The sequence below is a fragment of the Pseudaminobacter soli (ex Zhang et al. 2022) genome (genome assembly GCF_014595955.1).
Classification (GTDB): domain Bacteria; phylum Pseudomonadota; class Alphaproteobacteria; order Rhizobiales; family Rhizobiaceae; genus Kumtagia; species Kumtagia pseudosoli.
Window position 1 is genome coordinate 265,805 of sequence record NZ_JABVCF010000004.1, and the last position, 14,815, is coordinate 280,619.

12 protein-coding genes are annotated in these 14,815 nt (G+C 64.1%); 9 read left to right on the forward strand and 3 right to left on the reverse strand.

What is annotated here, in order from left to right:
- Positions 1-3 precede the first annotated feature (3 nt).
- Positions 4-1,380, reverse strand: coding sequence for a DUF1800 domain-containing protein (locus HUI96_RS09960; protein WP_188254488.1), 1,377 nt, complete (start codon positions 1,378-1,380; stop codon positions 4-6).
- A gap of 277 nt (positions 1,381-1,657) precedes the next feature.
- On the opposite strand from HUI96_RS09960, the gene cysQ reads away from it, so the two are divergent.
- From cysQ to HUI96_RS10005, 9 genes are all read left to right on the forward strand, one after another.
- Positions 1,658-2,452, forward strand: coding sequence for a 3'(2'),5'-bisphosphate nucleotidase CysQ (gene cysQ / locus HUI96_RS09965; protein ID WP_188254599.1), 795 nt, complete (start codon positions 1,658-1,660; stop codon positions 2,450-2,452).
- Positions 2,453-2,561: 109 nt separating this feature from the next.
- Entirely contained in the window at positions 2,562-3,503 is a 942-nt protein-coding gene (gene cysD / locus HUI96_RS09970; RefSeq protein WP_188254489.1) for a sulfate adenylyltransferase subunit CysD, read from the forward strand.
- Complete coding sequence (gene cysN, locus HUI96_RS09975) at positions 3,503-5,395, forward strand: sulfate adenylyltransferase subunit CysN (RefSeq protein ID WP_188254490.1); 1,893 nt, start codon at positions 3,503-3,505, stop codon at positions 5,393-5,395. The genes cysD and cysN overlap by 1 nt, the downstream gene beginning before the upstream one ends.
- Before the next feature lie 96 nt (positions 5,396-5,491).
- On the forward strand, positions 5,492-7,321 hold the full coding sequence (locus HUI96_RS09980) for an SLC13 family permease (protein ID WP_188254491.1): 1,830 nt from the start codon (positions 5,492-5,494) through the stop codon (positions 7,319-7,321).
- A gap of 99 nt (positions 7,322-7,420) precedes the next feature.
- Positions 7,421-8,503: a penicillin-insensitive murein endopeptidase gene (mepA, locus tag HUI96_RS09985; RefSeq protein ID WP_188254492.1), complete on the forward strand. Its 1,083-nt coding sequence runs from the start codon at positions 7,421-7,423 to the stop codon at positions 8,501-8,503.
- Positions 8,504-8,602: 99 nt separating this feature from the next.
- Positions 8,603-9,637, forward strand: a complete 1,035-nt coding sequence (locus HUI96_RS09990; protein WP_188254493.1) for a glucokinase — start codon at positions 8,603-8,605, stop codon at positions 9,635-9,637.
- A gap of 46 nt (positions 9,638-9,683) precedes the next feature.
- Complete coding sequence (gene dapB, locus HUI96_RS09995; protein ID WP_188254494.1) at positions 9,684-10,496, forward strand: 4-hydroxy-tetrahydrodipicolinate reductase; 813 nt, start codon at positions 9,684-9,686, stop codon at positions 10,494-10,496.
- A 45-nt stretch (positions 10,497-10,541) separates the two neighbouring features.
- Complete coding sequence (locus HUI96_RS10000) at positions 10,542-11,162, forward strand: 2,3-bisphosphoglycerate-dependent phosphoglycerate mutase (protein ID WP_188254495.1); 621 nt, start codon at positions 10,542-10,544, stop codon at positions 11,160-11,162.
- 367 nt (positions 11,163-11,529) lie between these two features.
- Positions 11,530-12,735 (forward strand): polysaccharide biosynthesis/export family protein, encoded by a 1,206-nt coding sequence (locus HUI96_RS10005; protein WP_188254496.1) that lies wholly within the window; start codon positions 11,530-11,532, stop codon positions 12,733-12,735.
- A gap of 129 nt (positions 12,736-12,864) precedes the next feature.
- Here the strand turns inward: HUI96_RS10005 and HUI96_RS10010 are convergent, their stop codons facing one another.
- Positions 12,865-14,118 (reverse strand): lytic murein transglycosylase, encoded by a 1,254-nt coding sequence (locus HUI96_RS10010; protein ID WP_237684045.1) that lies wholly within the window; start codon positions 14,116-14,118, stop codon positions 12,865-12,867.
- The gene (recR, locus tag HUI96_RS10015; RefSeq protein ID WP_188254497.1) at positions 14,115-14,720 is read right to left on the reverse strand and encodes a recombination mediator RecR; all 606 of its coding nucleotides are present in this window, start codon (positions 14,718-14,720) and stop codon (positions 14,115-14,117) included. The genes HUI96_RS10010 and recR overlap by 4 nt, the downstream gene beginning before the upstream one ends.
- Between the last annotated feature and the right edge of the window lie 95 nt (positions 14,721-14,815).

Below are 14,815 nucleotides of genomic sequence, written 5' to 3' on the forward strand. Positions count from 1 at the left end.
CCGCTATCTCCTCAGGAACTCGGGAGAGACCGCAAGCAAGACGAGACCCGATTGCGCCGTGCTGGCTCGATGGATCTCCTGCCGCGTGCTGTCGCTCAACGTCCCGGGCAGAAGCTCAAGAGCCAGGTCCCTCGGGTCGAGGTCGCCCCGGCTGTCGGCAAACTGCTGCGCGACCTCTACCCTCTTCATGAGGGCATCGGGCGAGGCCCAACTCGCCGCGATGTCGTCGTAGCCGGCCGGCGAACCCGGCTGCCATACAGGCTGGCCGAGTTGCTGGAGCATCGCGGCAATGCTCATCTCGGGTTTTTCGGGGATGCCCAGTCCGCGGAATGAGGAGATCAGCCATTCCCAAGGTGTCTTGAACTTGACTCGATCCGGCTCCCAAGCTTCGGCCCTGTCGATCAGGGTCTCGTAAACGGCGGGAAGCATCCCGCCCGAGTCGAGGAATGCGGTCTGCAAGGCCCGGATCGCGGCTTCGGGCGGATCGTCGCCAATGAAGTGCCGCGCCAGCTTCGTCGCGACGTGGCGGGCCGTTTGAGGCGATCTGGCGAGGTCGCGCAGGATCGCCTTGCCCTGGTAGACCCCAGGCTGAGCATAGGTCGTGCCCATGATCACCCGCCTGCCGTGCTCATGCGCCACGGGTGCGAAATACGGATCTCCGTCGCGGACAGGAGCGCCACTCTTGATCCGACGCCCCCAGCCGGTGAGAGCGAGCGCGAGTTGGATCACGTCCTCTTGGGTATAGGCTGCCTTCACCCCCAGCGTATGAAGTTCGAGAACCTCCCGGGCCAGGTTCTCGTTCAGCCCAAGCCTACGGTTTTTCTTCTCACTGACTCTCTTCGCCTGAGAGCTGTTCGGGCCGACCGATTCGGACTGGTTGAGGTAGAGCAGCATCGCCGGATGCGTTTCGACGGCAAGCAGCATCTCCTCGAACGTGCCGAGGACATGCGGGCGGATCGCCTCTCGTTCGAAGCTTCCGGCCAGCCAGGTCACAAGCGGGTCGGCGATCGAAAGCGCGAAATGGTTCGACCAGAAGTGGACGAGCCGCTCGATGAACGGCGATGAGGTCTCCACCGCCGAGGCAACCCGCAGCTTCACGTCCAGGCGATAGTTCGCCCGACCCTCTTTGCGAAGAGCCTGACGGATTTCCATTCTCTCCGGTGCTGGAAGATCCTTCGAGGAACGGATGCGCTCAGCGTAGTCGGACAGAATGTCGGATGATCTCAGGCCCCGTGACAGGGATTCCGGCGCGGCCTCATAGGCCTCCAACTGGCTCATAAGCCAGTCCCGTGCATCCCCGGCGTGGTCGTCTCCGGCCCGGGCTCCCAGCCCGAAGCGGTTGAGCGCGATGCCTCGTTCGACTTCCTGGCGCATTTCCATGCCGCTCGCCTGATCCCCCATCCCTCTACAAACCGCTTTTGTCGTCAATGCGGCATCGTCTGCCGCTCGCCGACGAGTCCGAGACCGCCGCGCTTGCATGCATCCGCGATGGCGTGCAAGAGCGAGGCAACCAGAAACAAATTGGCAGGGCTGCCGGGGGTTGGGAGACTGGCACAGCTATCCTGCCCCATCCTTATAGGACCGGAGGAATCTCTTGACCGAATCGATCCGACGGGGTCCGGCCGGTCCCATCGACGCGGGGCAACTGGTCGAGGTGATGACCGAGGCGGCGATTGCCGCGTCGCACGAGGTCATGGCGGTCTACGCGGACCCTTCGCCGTCGTTTTCCCTCAAGAGCGATGCCACGCCGGTGACGGAAGCCGACACACGCGCAGAAGCTGCCATTCTGTCCATGCTGCGAAAATGGTTCCCGGACATTCCTGTGGTCGCCGAGGAGGAAGTTGCCTCTGGCAAGTCTCCGGCCGCTGTGGACCGGTTCTTCCTGGTCGACCCGCTGGACGGCACGAAGGAATTCATCAGCCGCAACGGCGAGTTCACGGTCAACATTGCTTTGATCGATAACGGGGTGCCGGTTGCAGGCGTGGTGTGCGCCCCGGCGCTCGGCGAGATCTTTGTCGGGCAGGGTTCCCAGGCATGGCGCGGCGAACTCGTCGAGGGCGAGATCAGGAACCTGCGCCCGATAAGGACCCGGCCGGCGCCGCCTCGGCTCGTCGCGGTGGGCAGTCGCTCGCATGGCACCGAGGGGACGACGGACTGGCTGAAGCGCTTCGACGTCGATCGCTTCGTCTCGAAGGGATCGTCCCTGAAATTCTGCCTGGTAGCGACCGGCGAGGCGGACATCTATCCCAGGCTCGGGCGCACCATGGAGTGGGATACGGCAGCCGGAGACGCGGTATTGCGGGCGGCAGGGGGCATCGTGACCGATATGGAGGGAAAGCCGTTCCGCTACAACAAGCGCGGACAGGCCTCCGACCTCGATTTTGCCAACGGACATTTCGTCGCCTATGGGGATCCTCGGCTTTGCGGCATCGCCGCAGCCGGAATGGAATAGATTTGCGCTGAACGGCATTCTAACCGAAATTCGTATCCTTGACCTCTCATCTTGGTGGTATACGGCTGATCTTCAGTAAAACGGCAGGTAGCCGTGACCAGGATGAAGAATGCCGCAGACTAGACTCCCATCACCAGCCGAACTCGCCGGCGACAAGCTGACGCATCTGCAGCGCCTGGAAGCGGAGTCGATCCACATCATCAGGGAAGTGGCCGCCGAGTTCCGCAATCCGGTGATGCTCTATTCGATCGGCAAGGATTCGTCGGTGATGCTTCACCTGACCGCGAAGGCCTTCTATCCGTCGAAGCCCCCGTTTCCGCTGCTCCACGTCGATACCACCTGGAAGTTTCGCGAGATGATCGCTTTCCGCGACGAGACGGCGAAGCGGGTGGGGATGGACCTGATCGTCCACACCAACGAGCAGGGGCTGCGCGAGGGGATCTCGCCCTTCACGCATGGCTCGTCCACCTACACCAACATCATGAAGACGGACGCGCTGAAGCAGGCGCTTACGCAGTACAAGTTCGATGCCGCCTTCGGCGGGGCCCGGCGCGACGAGGAGAAGAGCCGGGCGAAGGAGCGTATCTTCTCCTTCCGGACGGAGAACCATGGCTGGGACCCCAAGAACCAGCGGCCGGAACTCTGGAACCTCTACAACGCCCGCATTCGCCAGGGCGAATCGATCCGCGTGTTCCCCCTGTCGAACTGGACCGAGCTCGATATCTGGCAATACATCCTCCAGGAGAACATACCGATTGTGCCGCTCTATTTCGCGGCCAAGCGGCCGGTGGTGGAGCGGGATGGCCAGTTGATCATGGTCGATGACGACCGGCTGCCGCTCGCCAAGAGCGAGGTGCCGCAGGAGAGGATGGTGCGCTTCCGCACGCTCGGCTGCTATCCACTGACCGCCGCGATTGAATCGCCCGCGTCCACCCTGCATGAGATCGTCTACGAGATGCTGCTGGCCCGCACCTCGGAGCGCTCCGGCCGCCTGATCGACCACGACGAGGCGGGCTCGATGGAAAAGAAGAAGCGCGAGGGGTACTTCTGATGGACGCGCTCAGAGCCGATCCGGCCGCCTTCACCGACTATCTCGATCGCCAGCAGAACAAGGGTCTTCTGCGCTTTCTGACCTGCGGCAGCGTCGACGACGGCAAGTCCACGCTTATCGGGCGCCTGCTCTACGACACCAAGCTGATCTTCGAGGACCAGCTTGCCAGCCTCGAGCGGGACTCCCGGAAGCATGGGACGGTCGGTGACGATCTCGATTTCGCGCTCCTGGTCGACGGACTGGAGGCAGAGCGTGAGCAGGGCATTACCATCGACGTCGCCTACCGCTTCTTCACGACCGACAAGCGCAAGTTCATCGTCGCCGACACCCCCGGCCATGAGCAATATACCCGCAACATGGCGACCGGGGCCTCCAATGCCGATCTCGCCATCATCCTGGTCGACGCCCGAAAGGGCGTTCTGACCCAGACGCGCCGTCATTCCTTCATCGCGTCGCTGCTCGGCATCCGCCACGTCGTACTCGCGGTGAACAAGATCGATCTGGTCGATCACTCGCAGGAGGTCTTCGGCGAGGTCGTTGCGGAGTATCGGGAATTCTCGGCGGAACTGGGCTTCGCCAGCATGGTGCCGATCCCGATCTCGGCGCGCTTCGGCGACAACGTCATGGAACGAAGCCCCAACATGCCGTGGTATGAAGGGCCGACCTTGGTCGAGCATCTCGAAACGGTGGATGTCGGCGCGCATGGCTCCGGGCCGCTGCGCTTCCCGGTCCAGTGGGTGAATCGTCCCGACCTGAATTTCCGCGGCTTCTCCGGGACGGTCGCCTCCGGAACCGCGAGCGTCGGCGACGCGGTCGTGGTCGCAAGCTCCGGCCGCACGTCGCGGATCAAGTCGATCCTCACCTATGACGGCGAGCGCGCACAGGCAGGCGCCGGCGAGGCGGTCACCATCACCCTGGAGGACGAGGTCGACATTTCGCGTGGCGACGTCCTCGCCGCCTCCAACGATCGTCCGGAGTTCTCGGACCAGTTCTCTGCGCACGTGCTGTGGATGGCGCAGGAGAAGATGATCCCCGGCCGTACCTATCTGCTGAAGCTCGGAACCCGCACGGTCAGCGCCAGCGTCACTGAGATCAAGCACAAGGTCGACGTGAACACCTTCCAGAAGCTGGCGGCGAAGACGCTGGACCTCAATGAGGTCGCAGTCGTGAATGTGTCCACCCAGGAGCCCATCGCGTTCGAGCCCTATTCCTCGAACCATGTGATGGGCGGCTTCATCATGATCGATCGCTTGACCAACCTCACGGTCGGCGTTGGCATGATCGACTTCGGCCTGAGGCGCGCGACCAACATCCATTGGCAGCCGGTCGAGATCGACAAGGAGGTCCGCGCCCGGCTCAAGAACCAGAAGCCTGTCCTGCTGTGGTTCACCGGCCTTTCCGGCGCCGGCAAGTCGACCATTGCCAATCTCGTCGAGAAGAAACTGGTGGCGATGAACCAGCATACCTACCTTCTCGACGGCGACAACGTTCGCCACGGCCTCAACAAGGACCTCGGCTTCACGGACGCGGACCGGGTGGAGAACCTGCGCCGGGCCAGCGAAGCAGGCAAACTGATGGTCGATGCCGGTCTGATCGTGCTCGCCTCATTCATCTCGCCTTTCCGGGCGGAACGGCGGATGACGCGGGAATTGTTTGCTCCCGGCGAGTACGTCGAGATCTTCGTGGATACGCCGCTCCACGTCGCCGAGAGCCGCGATCCGAAGGGTCTCTACAAGCGCGCCAGGCAGGGCCAGATCAAGAATTTCACTGGCATCGACAGCCCGTACGAAACGCCGGAGTCGCCGGAGATCATCCTGGCTGCCGGGGTGAATTCCCCCGACGCTCTGGCAGACGAGGTCGTTCACTACCTTGCCGGACACGGCTACATCTAGATTGCCGAGAATTCCGGGGTGGCTTGCGCCGCCTCCAGAATTCGAGTGGAAATAAGTACTGCAACGTCATGATCGTCGCGCTCTGATCGAGGCTTGATGCTCCACGTTCTCGGACTGCAGGAGTTCGCGCCTCACATCGCGCTCGCCTCTATCCTTCTGCTGCTTTGCGCCTTCGCGAGCGAGAAGTGGCCGCCGGAGGTAGTTGCCATCTCCGGAATGGCCTTTTTCCTGCTGTGCGGCATGGTCGACACTGCGGGCATGCTGGGCGCCTTGTCCAACAATGCGCCGTGGACGATCATCGCGATGTTCATTCTGTCGAGCGCCTTGATGCGCACAGGGGTTCTGGACGGAGTCGGCCGCCTGCTAAGAGGTTTGACGCGCTACGGACAGGGCGTCGTGCTCATCGTCTTCATCCTGTTCAACATCGTCGCCTCCGCCTTCTTCAACAATATCCCGCAGGTGGTGATGATGATCCCTGTCACCATCATGCTGGCCCGCGCGTGCGGCATGGCTCCATCGCGGCTGTTGATGCCGCTCTCCTTCGCGACGATCCTCGGCGGCACGCTTGCGCTGATCGGCGCCTCGACCAACCTTGTGGTCGACGGCATCGTGCGCGGCGCAGGTCTTCCGGGCTTTTCCATGTTCGAGATCACGCCGCTCGGCATCCTGGTGGCGATCGCCGGCACGATCTACCTGACCATCGCCGGGCGCTTCTTCATTCCTCACCGCGATACGGTGTCTACGCTCCTCGACACCAAGAGCCAGCCGCATTTCCTGGTCGAGGTGTTTGTTCCGATGGGGAGCCCGCTGATCGGGCGGAACCCGCTCGACAGCAGCATGCTGCAAGGGCCTGAGCGGCGTGTGGTCGACGTCATCCGGGGCGGCCTTTCGCTGCGCCGCGACATGCAGTCGGTACGTCTCACGGCCGGCGACATCATCGTGATGAAGTCGGACGTCGCCAATGTGATGACGATGCGCGACCGCAAGGGGGTGGAGATCAGCGCCCCGGACGAGCCGTTGCAGGCCGAGGTTGTCGGGGACGGGCCCGCGCTACAGCCGGTGGCCGTCCGCGGCGATACCCTGGCCGAGGCGATCGTGGGGCCCTCGTCCCGCCTGATCGGGCGCACTCTGCGGCAGGAGCGGTTGCGCAGGCGCTTCGGCGTCTATCCCATCGCCGTTCACCGTCAAGGCGAGAATCTCGAGGGCCGGCTCGAGGAAGTAAAGCTGCGGGTGGGCGACACCCTCCTGCTGGAGGGAGCGCCGGAGGACCTGCAGAAGGTTGCGGCAGACGCCGATCTCATCAATCTCAGCCCCTCGGGCGAGAAGGGTTTCCGTCCCGACAAGGCGCTTCTCGCCACGTTGACGCTAGCGGGCGTCGTGCTGTTCAGCGCCCTCAACATCATCCCGATCGCCGGTGCTGCCTGGATCGGCGTGGCCTTCGTGCTGCTCACCCGCTGCATCGATTCGGATGAGGCCATCCAGTCGGTGGAATGGAGCGTGATCCTGCTTCTCTACAGCATGCTGACGATTGGCTCAGGGCTGGAGCAGACCGGCGCGATTGAAGTGATTGTCAACTTCGCCGAGCCTTACCTGATCGGGATGTCGCCGATGGTGGTGCTGGCCCTGATCTACGTGGTCTCCTCGCTGATGACCGAGATCGTCACCGCCAATGCGGTCGCCGTGGTCGTGACACCTCTGGCGATCGCGCTCGCGATACAACTCGGCCATGACCCCCGCCCCTTCGCCGTCGCGGTCATGTTCGCGGCGAGCGCGAGCTTCGCCACGCCTGTCGGCTACCAGACGAACACGCTCGTCTATTCGGCGGGAGGCTACCGCTTCCTCGACTTCGTCAAGGTGGGCCTGCCGCTCAACTTCATCTGCGGCATCGTCACGATTTTGTTCCTGCCGTTGATCTGGAAGTTGTAGGAATTTCGCCGGCGGCTGCCAAATTTTGCCACGTGGCACTTTCATGTTCCGTTAACCAGCACGAGGCAGGTTCACGAGAGGGGCGCCGGAGACGACCGCATGATGATTAGACTTGCTCGGCGCGCGCTTGCCGTCGCCTTGTCCGCAGCCGCACTTGCAACGGCGATGCCGGCCGGCGATCAGACTGCACAGGCAGAGGACCTGGCGAAAAATCTGTTCGGCTCGGAGAAGCTGCCGGCGGCGACGACCCCGCAGTCGATCGGTTTTTACTCCAAAGGTTGCTTCGCCGGCGGGGTTGCGCTTTCAGCCGATGGCCCGACCTGGCAGGCCATGCGGCTGTCGCGAAATCGACGCTGGGGCCATCCGACGATGGTCACGCTGGTCCAGAAGCTGTCGCGCGATGCCGTCGCAGACGGCTGGCCCGGGCTGCTGGTCGGCGACATCTCGCAGCCGCGCGGCGGGCCGATGCTGACTGGGCATGCCTCGCACCAGATCGGGCTCGACGCCGACATCTGGTTCAATCCGATGCCCGCGCGCCGCTACACGCCTCAGGAGCGCGAGGACGTCGCGCCGGTCTCGATGATCAAGAAGGGCGGACTGACCGTCAACGAAAAGGTCTGGACGCCGGCGCATGCGCGGCTCCTGCGTCGCGCCGCCAGCTACCCGGAGGTCGAGCGCATCCTGGTCCATCCCGGCATCAAGAAGAAGCTTTGCGAGACGGTCAAAGGGGACCGCTCGTGGTTGCGGAAGGTCCGGCCGTTCTGGGGCCATGACTACCACTTCCACGTCCGCATCGGCTGCCAGGCGGGCTCTCCCGGCTGCAAGCCGCAGGCCGTCGTTCCCGCTGGCGATGGCTGCGACAAGTCGCTCGCCTGGTGGTTCACCGAGGAGCCCTGGCGCCCGAACAAGAACCCCGACGCGCCAAAGGCCCGCGATCTCATGACCATGGCGCAATTGCCGAAGGAATGCCGTGCCGTGCTCAATGCGCCCGCTCCCGCCTCGGAGGCGGTGGCGACCTTGGGCCCGGCGGCCGAAGGCGTCTCGCTCGCCGCAACCGGGGCAGCCGAGTCGCCTCCGATGGCGCTCGACATGCCCGCTGCAGAGCCTGGTCTGCCGGTAAACGCCTTCGCGCCCACTCCTGCGATCGGCATCCCCTTGCCGCGCCCGCGCCCAGGCTCGTGACAAATTGACGATGGCTTTTCCCCGTCCGCATTCCCGTCTATGAGCGTCTTGTCCGTTCGGCGACGCAGCAGACAGACGGACTACGGTGTGGTGAGGAGCATGGCGCATCTCGCAGAGGCGGACGAAGGCTTCCAGTTCCCGGTGCTGATCGGCGACGTGGGCGGCACGAACGCGCGCTTCGCCGTCATCGAATCGCCTGACGCGGAAACCGGCGAAACGACGATCGTGCCGACAGCAGGCTATGCGTCGATCGATGATGCGATCCGCACGGCCGTCCTCGAGAAGACGCCGCTTCGGCCGAAGTCGGCGATCATCGCAGTCGCCGGACCGGTCGACGGCGATGCCATTGCGCTGACCAACTGCCCTTGGGTGGTTCGCCCCAAGGAGATGTTCAAAGGGCTTGGCCTGTCGGATGTCACTGTCCTGAACGACTTTGAGGCGCAGGCGCTGGCCGTCATCGCGCTGGACGAGGAACATCGCGAAAAGATCGGCGGCGGCGAGCCAGAACCGCACGCCGCCCGGATCGTTCTCGGGCCCGGCACGGGCCTGGGAGCTGCCGGTCTCATCCATTCGCGCGGACGCTGGATCCCGATCCCGGGCGAAGGCGGCCACATGGATATCGGTCCACGGACGGAACGCGACCTTCAGATCTTTCCGAACCTCGAGCCGCTCGAGGGACGCATTTCCGGCGAGCAGATCCTTTGCGGGCGAGGCCTGGTGAGTTCCTATCGGGCGGTGGCCAAGGCCGACGGCAAGCCGGCGCGCTTCACCACGCCTGCCGAGATTGGGGCCGCGGCGCTGGAGCAGACCGACGCCGTGGCAGAAGAGGCGCTCGCGTTCTTCGTCACTTGCCTCGGCCGGACGGCGGGCGATCTCGCCCTGGTGTTCAAGAGCCAGGGTGGCGTCTATCTCACTGGAGGGATCGCGCAGAAGATCGTGCCCGCACTGCGTCATCCGCGCTTTCGAGCGGCCTTCGAGGACAAGGCACCTCACACCGCGATGATGCGTGAGATACCCGTCTATGTCGTGACGCATCCGCTGGCCGCCCTTCTCGGATTGGCGGCCTACGCAAAGGCGCCCGACCGCTTCGGGGTCGAGACGGAAGGCAGGCGCTGGCGGGCACAGAAAGCTTGATGACGGGCGACAGACCAACTGTGTCGCAACTGCGAAAGGCGCACACATGAGCGAAATGGGACTGGCCGTGGTCGGTGCCGCCGGGCGCATGGGCCAGACATTGATCCGCACGGTGGGCGGCATGCAGGGCGTGCGGGTGATCGGCGCCGTGGAGCGCGCCGGCTCGCCGCATCTGGGGCGCGACGCAGGTGAACTCGCTGGCGTCGGTCATCTGGACGTACCGATCACCGACGATCCGCTGCGTGTCTTCGCTCAAGCCGACGGCGTGCTGGATTTCAGTACGCCCGCTGCGACCGTCGAATTCGCGGGCTATGCCGCGCAGGCCCGGATCGTTCACGTGATCGGCACGACCGGCTGCTCCGCGGAGGACGATGCCAAGATAGCGGCGGCGGCGCGGCATGCCACCATCGTCAAGAGCGGCAATATGAGCCTCGGCGTGAACCTGCTCAGCGTGCTGGTCGAGCAGGCCGCAAAGGCGCTCGGTCCAGACGATTTCGATATCGAGATCCTGGAAATGCACCATCGCCACAAGGTCGATGCGCCGTCCGGCACTGCCTTGCTGCTTGGCGAGGCGGCGGCCGCTGGGCGGGAAGTCGGGCTTGCCGAGAACAGCGTGCGGGTTCGCGACGGATATACGGGCCCGCGCTCCGAAGGCGCGATCGGCTTCGCCACTCTGCGCGGCGGCTCGGTGGTCGGCGAACACTCGGTCATCCTGGCCGGCACCGGCGAGCGCGTCGTGCTTTCCCACATTGCCGAGGATCGTTCCATTTTCGCTCGCGGCGCCGTCAAGGCCGCGCTTTGGGCCCGCGACCGTAAGCCCGGCCTCTACTCGATGCGCGATGTGCTCGGGTTGAGCTAGAGAACAATCTAAAGGTCAACACACCCCACCGAGAAGGAGTGAGGAATGTCGAGAACACTCGTGCTGGTCCGCCATGGGCAGAGCGAATGGAACCTGAAGAACCTGTTCACCGGCTGGCGGGACGTCGGCCTGACGGAACAGGGTCATGCCGAAGCCAAGGCGGCCGGCGCGAAACTCGCTTCGCGCGGCCTCAAATTCGATATCGCCTTCACCTCCGTGCTCAGCCGCGCCCAGACGACCTGCGACCACATCCTCGCGGCAGTCGGCCAGAGCGGGTTGAAGACGATCCGCGACCAGGCGCTCAACGAGCGCGACTATGGCGACCTGTCCGGCCTCAACAAGGACGACGCGCGCCAGAAATGGGGTGAGGAGCAAGTGCACGTCTGGCGCCGCTCCTATGACGTTTCGCCGCCCGGCGGCGAGAGCCTCAAGGATACCGGCGCAAGGGTCTGGCCTTATTATCTGCACGAGATGCAGCCGCATGTCCTGCGCGGGGAGACCGTGCTCGTGGCGGCGCACGGCAATTCGCTTCGCGCCCTGATCATGGCGCTCGACGGCCTGACCCCGGAGGAGATCGTGAAGCTGGAACTCGGTACCGGCGTGCCGATCATCTACCGGCTCAACGCCGACTCAACGGTCGCATCAAAGGAAGTGCTGGCGGATTAGCACTTCCGCCGAATCGGCTTCTGCACCGCAGGCAGCGGTCCATTTGAGCGCTTTAGAAGGGTAAGCACCGGCCTGCTGTCGCCGTTGACGGCGCGTACTTCAGTCGAGAAAGTCGTAGTCTGTGCCAGATTCGCCACGCCCCAGAAAAAGGCAGCGTAGTCAGAGACTTAGTTCGAAAATGCGGCGTTCACAAAAGGCTTGGGTTAGCGAAGGATTTACATTGTAGTTCCAATTCAAGCTTCCCGGCAGAGTTTGACATTGACGGTCCCGATGGGGTCCGTCATGAGTTTGCCTCTGCCGGGGTCATTGCATCGGGGCGCAATCGGCGATGCAGAGGGGGCCGTCTTTTGAAGGTAGCAGAATAATTATGAGCATGCAGAAGCGCGCCGGCTCTGCCTTCGCCGGCGCAAAGAGATTGTTTGCTGTCGCGGCAGTTCCCCTGGCGATGGCCGGCTGCACCGTGTTCCCCAGCGACGGTCCGCTTGCCGATCAGGTCGTCGCCGCATCGGCGAACAAGGGTCAGACGCCCCAGCGGGTGAAGCACAATACGGTCTTCGACGTCGTCGACATGGATCCGAATGTCGCCGAGATCGTCGCTGCCTATCGCAGCCCCGCCTTCCACAAGACCTTCGGCATGGGCGGGGGCGGCGGCAACCCTACCATCGGCGTCGGCGACGTTCTGCAGATCACGATTTTCGAAGCAGGGCCTGATGGGCTCTTCTCGACGTCTGACAAGAAATCTACCGAGGTGGTCGTCACAGTCCAGCCGGATGGCCGTGCGCAGGTTCCTTACATCGGGACTCTAAGGTTCGCCGGCAATACCTTGGAGTCCGTCAGGGGGACCATCGCCGAAGCGCTCAAGACGCGCGCGGTGGAACCCGACGTGATCGTCACGCTGGCGACCAATGCCTCGAGGACAGTCGCCGTCAACGGCGTCGTCGGCTCGCCTTCCCTGGTGCCGCTCGGGCTTTCGCCGGAGCGCGTGACCGAGGTCATCGCGAAGGCGGGTGGCCCGCGGAACCCGCCTTACGACACCTATGTCACGCTCACGCGCGGCGGCCGTACAGGCAAGGCACTTTTCCAGACGCTGATCGAGCAGCCCAAGGAAAACATTTACATCAGCCCGGGCGACCAGTTGTTCCTGTCGTTCGATCCGCAGACTTTCACGGTCCTGGGCTCCACAGGCCAGTCCTCGAAAATTCCGCTGGGTGCAGCCAGCATCAGCGTTATCGAGGCCACCGCATTGGCCGGCGGGGCCAAGGCGGAGCGCGCCAACCCGAAGGGGCTGTTCATTTTCCGCTACGAGCATGCGGAGGTGCTCAGGCAGGTGCTCGGCGAGCGGCGTTTCGCCGAGTTGGCCGCAAAAGGCCTGCGTTCGAATCAGGACGACATGTATCCGATCGTCTATCGGATCGATCTGGCGAAGCCGGATTCCTATCTGGTCGGCCAGACCTTCCCGATCCGCAACAAGGACGTGCTCTACCTGGCGCACCATCCTTCGGTGGAAATATCGAAGTTCCTGGCGACGGTCGTGCAGTTCGCGGTCGTCGGGCGGCTGGCCAATCAGTTCTGATCCGACGGTCGCAATCCTCGACCGTCGATGCTGCCTCCCACCTTACCCTCTCCGCGTAAAAGGCGCGGAGAGGGAGCGTAGGCCCCGTCTCAAGCTAGAAGGCTTCGGCTCAACCGGCTTGTGTAAGCCTCACAAAGCCCCGACCAGCGCCCGGTCAGGGAAGCAGGTCGGCCCCTGCCCGTTCTTTGCCTGCCACTCGCCGATGGAACGGCGCGTCTTGTAGCCCGGCAGCCCGTCGGCGCCGCCGACGTCGTAGCCCTTGCGTTCCAGCCCACGCTGAAGGGATGCGATGTCCGAGCGGTAGAGGCTGTCGATCTTGCCCCAGCGGCCGGCAAACCTCTTGTCTCCCGAGGCGATGCGATCGGCGCCGTGCCCTATGAACAGCGCGTAGAGGTCGCTCTCGTTATACGCCTTGAGCACGTAGAAATTCGGCGTGACGACGAATGCCGGACCGTTGCGCCCCGCCGGCATCAGCAGAAAACCTTCGGCCCTGAGTTCATTCGCGGGGAACGGTTTTCCGTTCACGCGCCGAATCCCCATGGCTGCCCAGTCCGCAATTTTCCGGCCTCGGTCCGGTCCCTCCAGCGCGCAGGAAACGCTGTCTGGTACGATGACCTCGAAGCCCCAGTCACGGCCCTTCTGCCAGCCATAGTGGGAAAGATAATTGGCGATCGATCCCAGCGTGTCCGGAACCGAGTTCCAGATGTCGGCCCGCCTGTCGCCGTCGAAATCCATTGCGTGAGCAAGGAAGGAGGTGGGCAGGAACTGCGGCTGGCCGAGCGCGCCCGCCCAGGATGAGCGCATGGCGTCGCGCTGCACCAGACCTTGCTCGACCATGAGCAACCCAGCCAGCAGTTCCTTGCGGAACATCTCCTTGCGGGTCGCCAGAAACGCCTTGGTGCCGAGAACCTCGAAGGCATCATGGGGCATCTTGGCCGCACCAAAACCCGATTCGCGGCCCCAGATCGCCAGGACGACCTCGCCGGGCACTCCGAACTTCTTCTCCACCGCAGCCAGGATCTTGGCGTGCTTGCCGGCGCGGGTCCGTCCGCCTGCCGTGACGGCGCCGATCGTCTTTTCGGCAAAATAGTTGGCTGGAGCGTTGAACTCGGCTTGGTGCTGCTTCTTCGGCGTCTGCGGCTTTTGTCCGGGCAGGACGAGGTCCGGCAGCTTCAGGTTGGGTGTTACGCCGGCAAAGGCAGCGTCGAAGGTCGACTTGGAGACGCCGTTGGCCTTGGCCTCGGGCCAGAGGTCTTTTGCGAGCCAGGTGCGGAACTGGTCGTCGATTGGAGCGGCGGGGGCGGCGGTTGCCGAGAGCAGGAGGGCTGCCAGTCCAGCAAGCAGACCGCGTAGTTTGACGGGCAGGATGGAGCGTCTCCTCAAAAGGCCGTCCGCGACTTGAGCGCCGCGGCCAGCGTCCCCTCGTCGAGATAATCGAGCTCGCCGCCGACGGGGACGCCGTGGGCGAGCCTGGTCACCTTCGTGCCGAGATCGGAAATCTGCCCGGTGATGTAGTGGGCCGTGGTCTGGCCCTCGACGGTCGCGTTCACCGCGAGGATCACCTCCGACACCCCGCCTTCCGCGATCCGGGCGACGAGGCTCTTGATGTTGAGCTGGTCCGGGCCGATGCCGTCGAGGGGCGAAAGGGTGCCGCCGAGCACGTGATATCTCGCATTGAGCGCCGCGACCCGCTCGAGCGCCCAGAGGTCCGCCACGTCCTCGACCACCACGATGGTCGCCGGGTCGCGGCGCGGATCGGAGCAGATCGAGCAGGGGTCGACGGTGTCGACATTGCCGCAGGTCGAGCAGACCCGCACCTTCTCCGCCGCCTCGCTCATGGCGCCAGCGAGCGGGGCGAGCAGTTGCTCCTTCTTCTTGATCATGTGCAGCGCGGCGCGCCGGGCCGAGCGCGGCCCCAGCCCCGGCACCTTGGCGAGGAGTTGGATCAGGCGTTCGATCTCGGGGCCGGCAATTCTCTTCGACATGGGGCAAGCATTTAGACCAAAGGCGCGCTTCCGGATACCCGCCCCAGGGCCGCACGGAAGCTATCCGACCCCCCTTCTCCCTCCCCGCAAAAAAG

Excerpts from the sequence above, each read along its gene's own strand:
- recR (WP_188254497.1), bottom strand. The coding sequence starts at position 14,720 with ATGTCGAAGAGAATTGCCGGCCCCGAGATCGAACGCCTGATCCAACTC.
- mepA (WP_188254492.1), top strand. The coding sequence starts at position 7,421 with ATGATGATTAGACTTGCTCGGCGCGCGCTTGCCGTCGCCTTGTCCGCA.
- HUI96_RS09980 (WP_188254491.1), top strand. The coding sequence starts at position 5,492 with ATGCTCCACGTTCTCGGACTGCAGGAGTTCGCGCCTCACATCGCGCTC.
- HUI96_RS10000 (WP_188254495.1), top strand. The coding sequence starts at position 10,542 with ATGTCGAGAACACTCGTGCTGGTCCGCCATGGGCAGAGCGAATGGAAC.
- HUI96_RS09960 (WP_188254488.1), bottom strand. The coding sequence starts at position 1,380 with ATGGAAATGCGCCAGGAAGTCGAACGAGGCATCGCGCTCAACCGCTTC.
- HUI96_RS09990 (WP_188254493.1), top strand. The coding sequence starts at position 8,603 with ATGGCGCATCTCGCAGAGGCGGACGAAGGCTTCCAGTTCCCGGTGCTG.
- cysQ (WP_188254599.1), top strand. The coding sequence starts at position 1,658 with ATGACCGAGGCGGCGATTGCCGCGTCGCACGAGGTCATGGCGGTCTAC.
- cysN (WP_188254490.1), top strand. The coding sequence starts at position 3,503 with ATGGACGCGCTCAGAGCCGATCCGGCCGCCTTCACCGACTATCTCGAT.
- dapB (WP_188254494.1), top strand. The coding sequence starts at position 9,684 with ATGAGCGAAATGGGACTGGCCGTGGTCGGTGCCGCCGGGCGCATGGGC.
- cysD (WP_188254489.1), top strand. The coding sequence starts at position 2,562 with ATGCCGCAGACTAGACTCCCATCACCAGCCGAACTCGCCGGCGACAAG.
- HUI96_RS10005 (WP_188254496.1), top strand. The coding sequence starts at position 11,530 with ATGAGCATGCAGAAGCGCGCCGGCTCTGCCTTCGCCGGCGCAAAGAGA.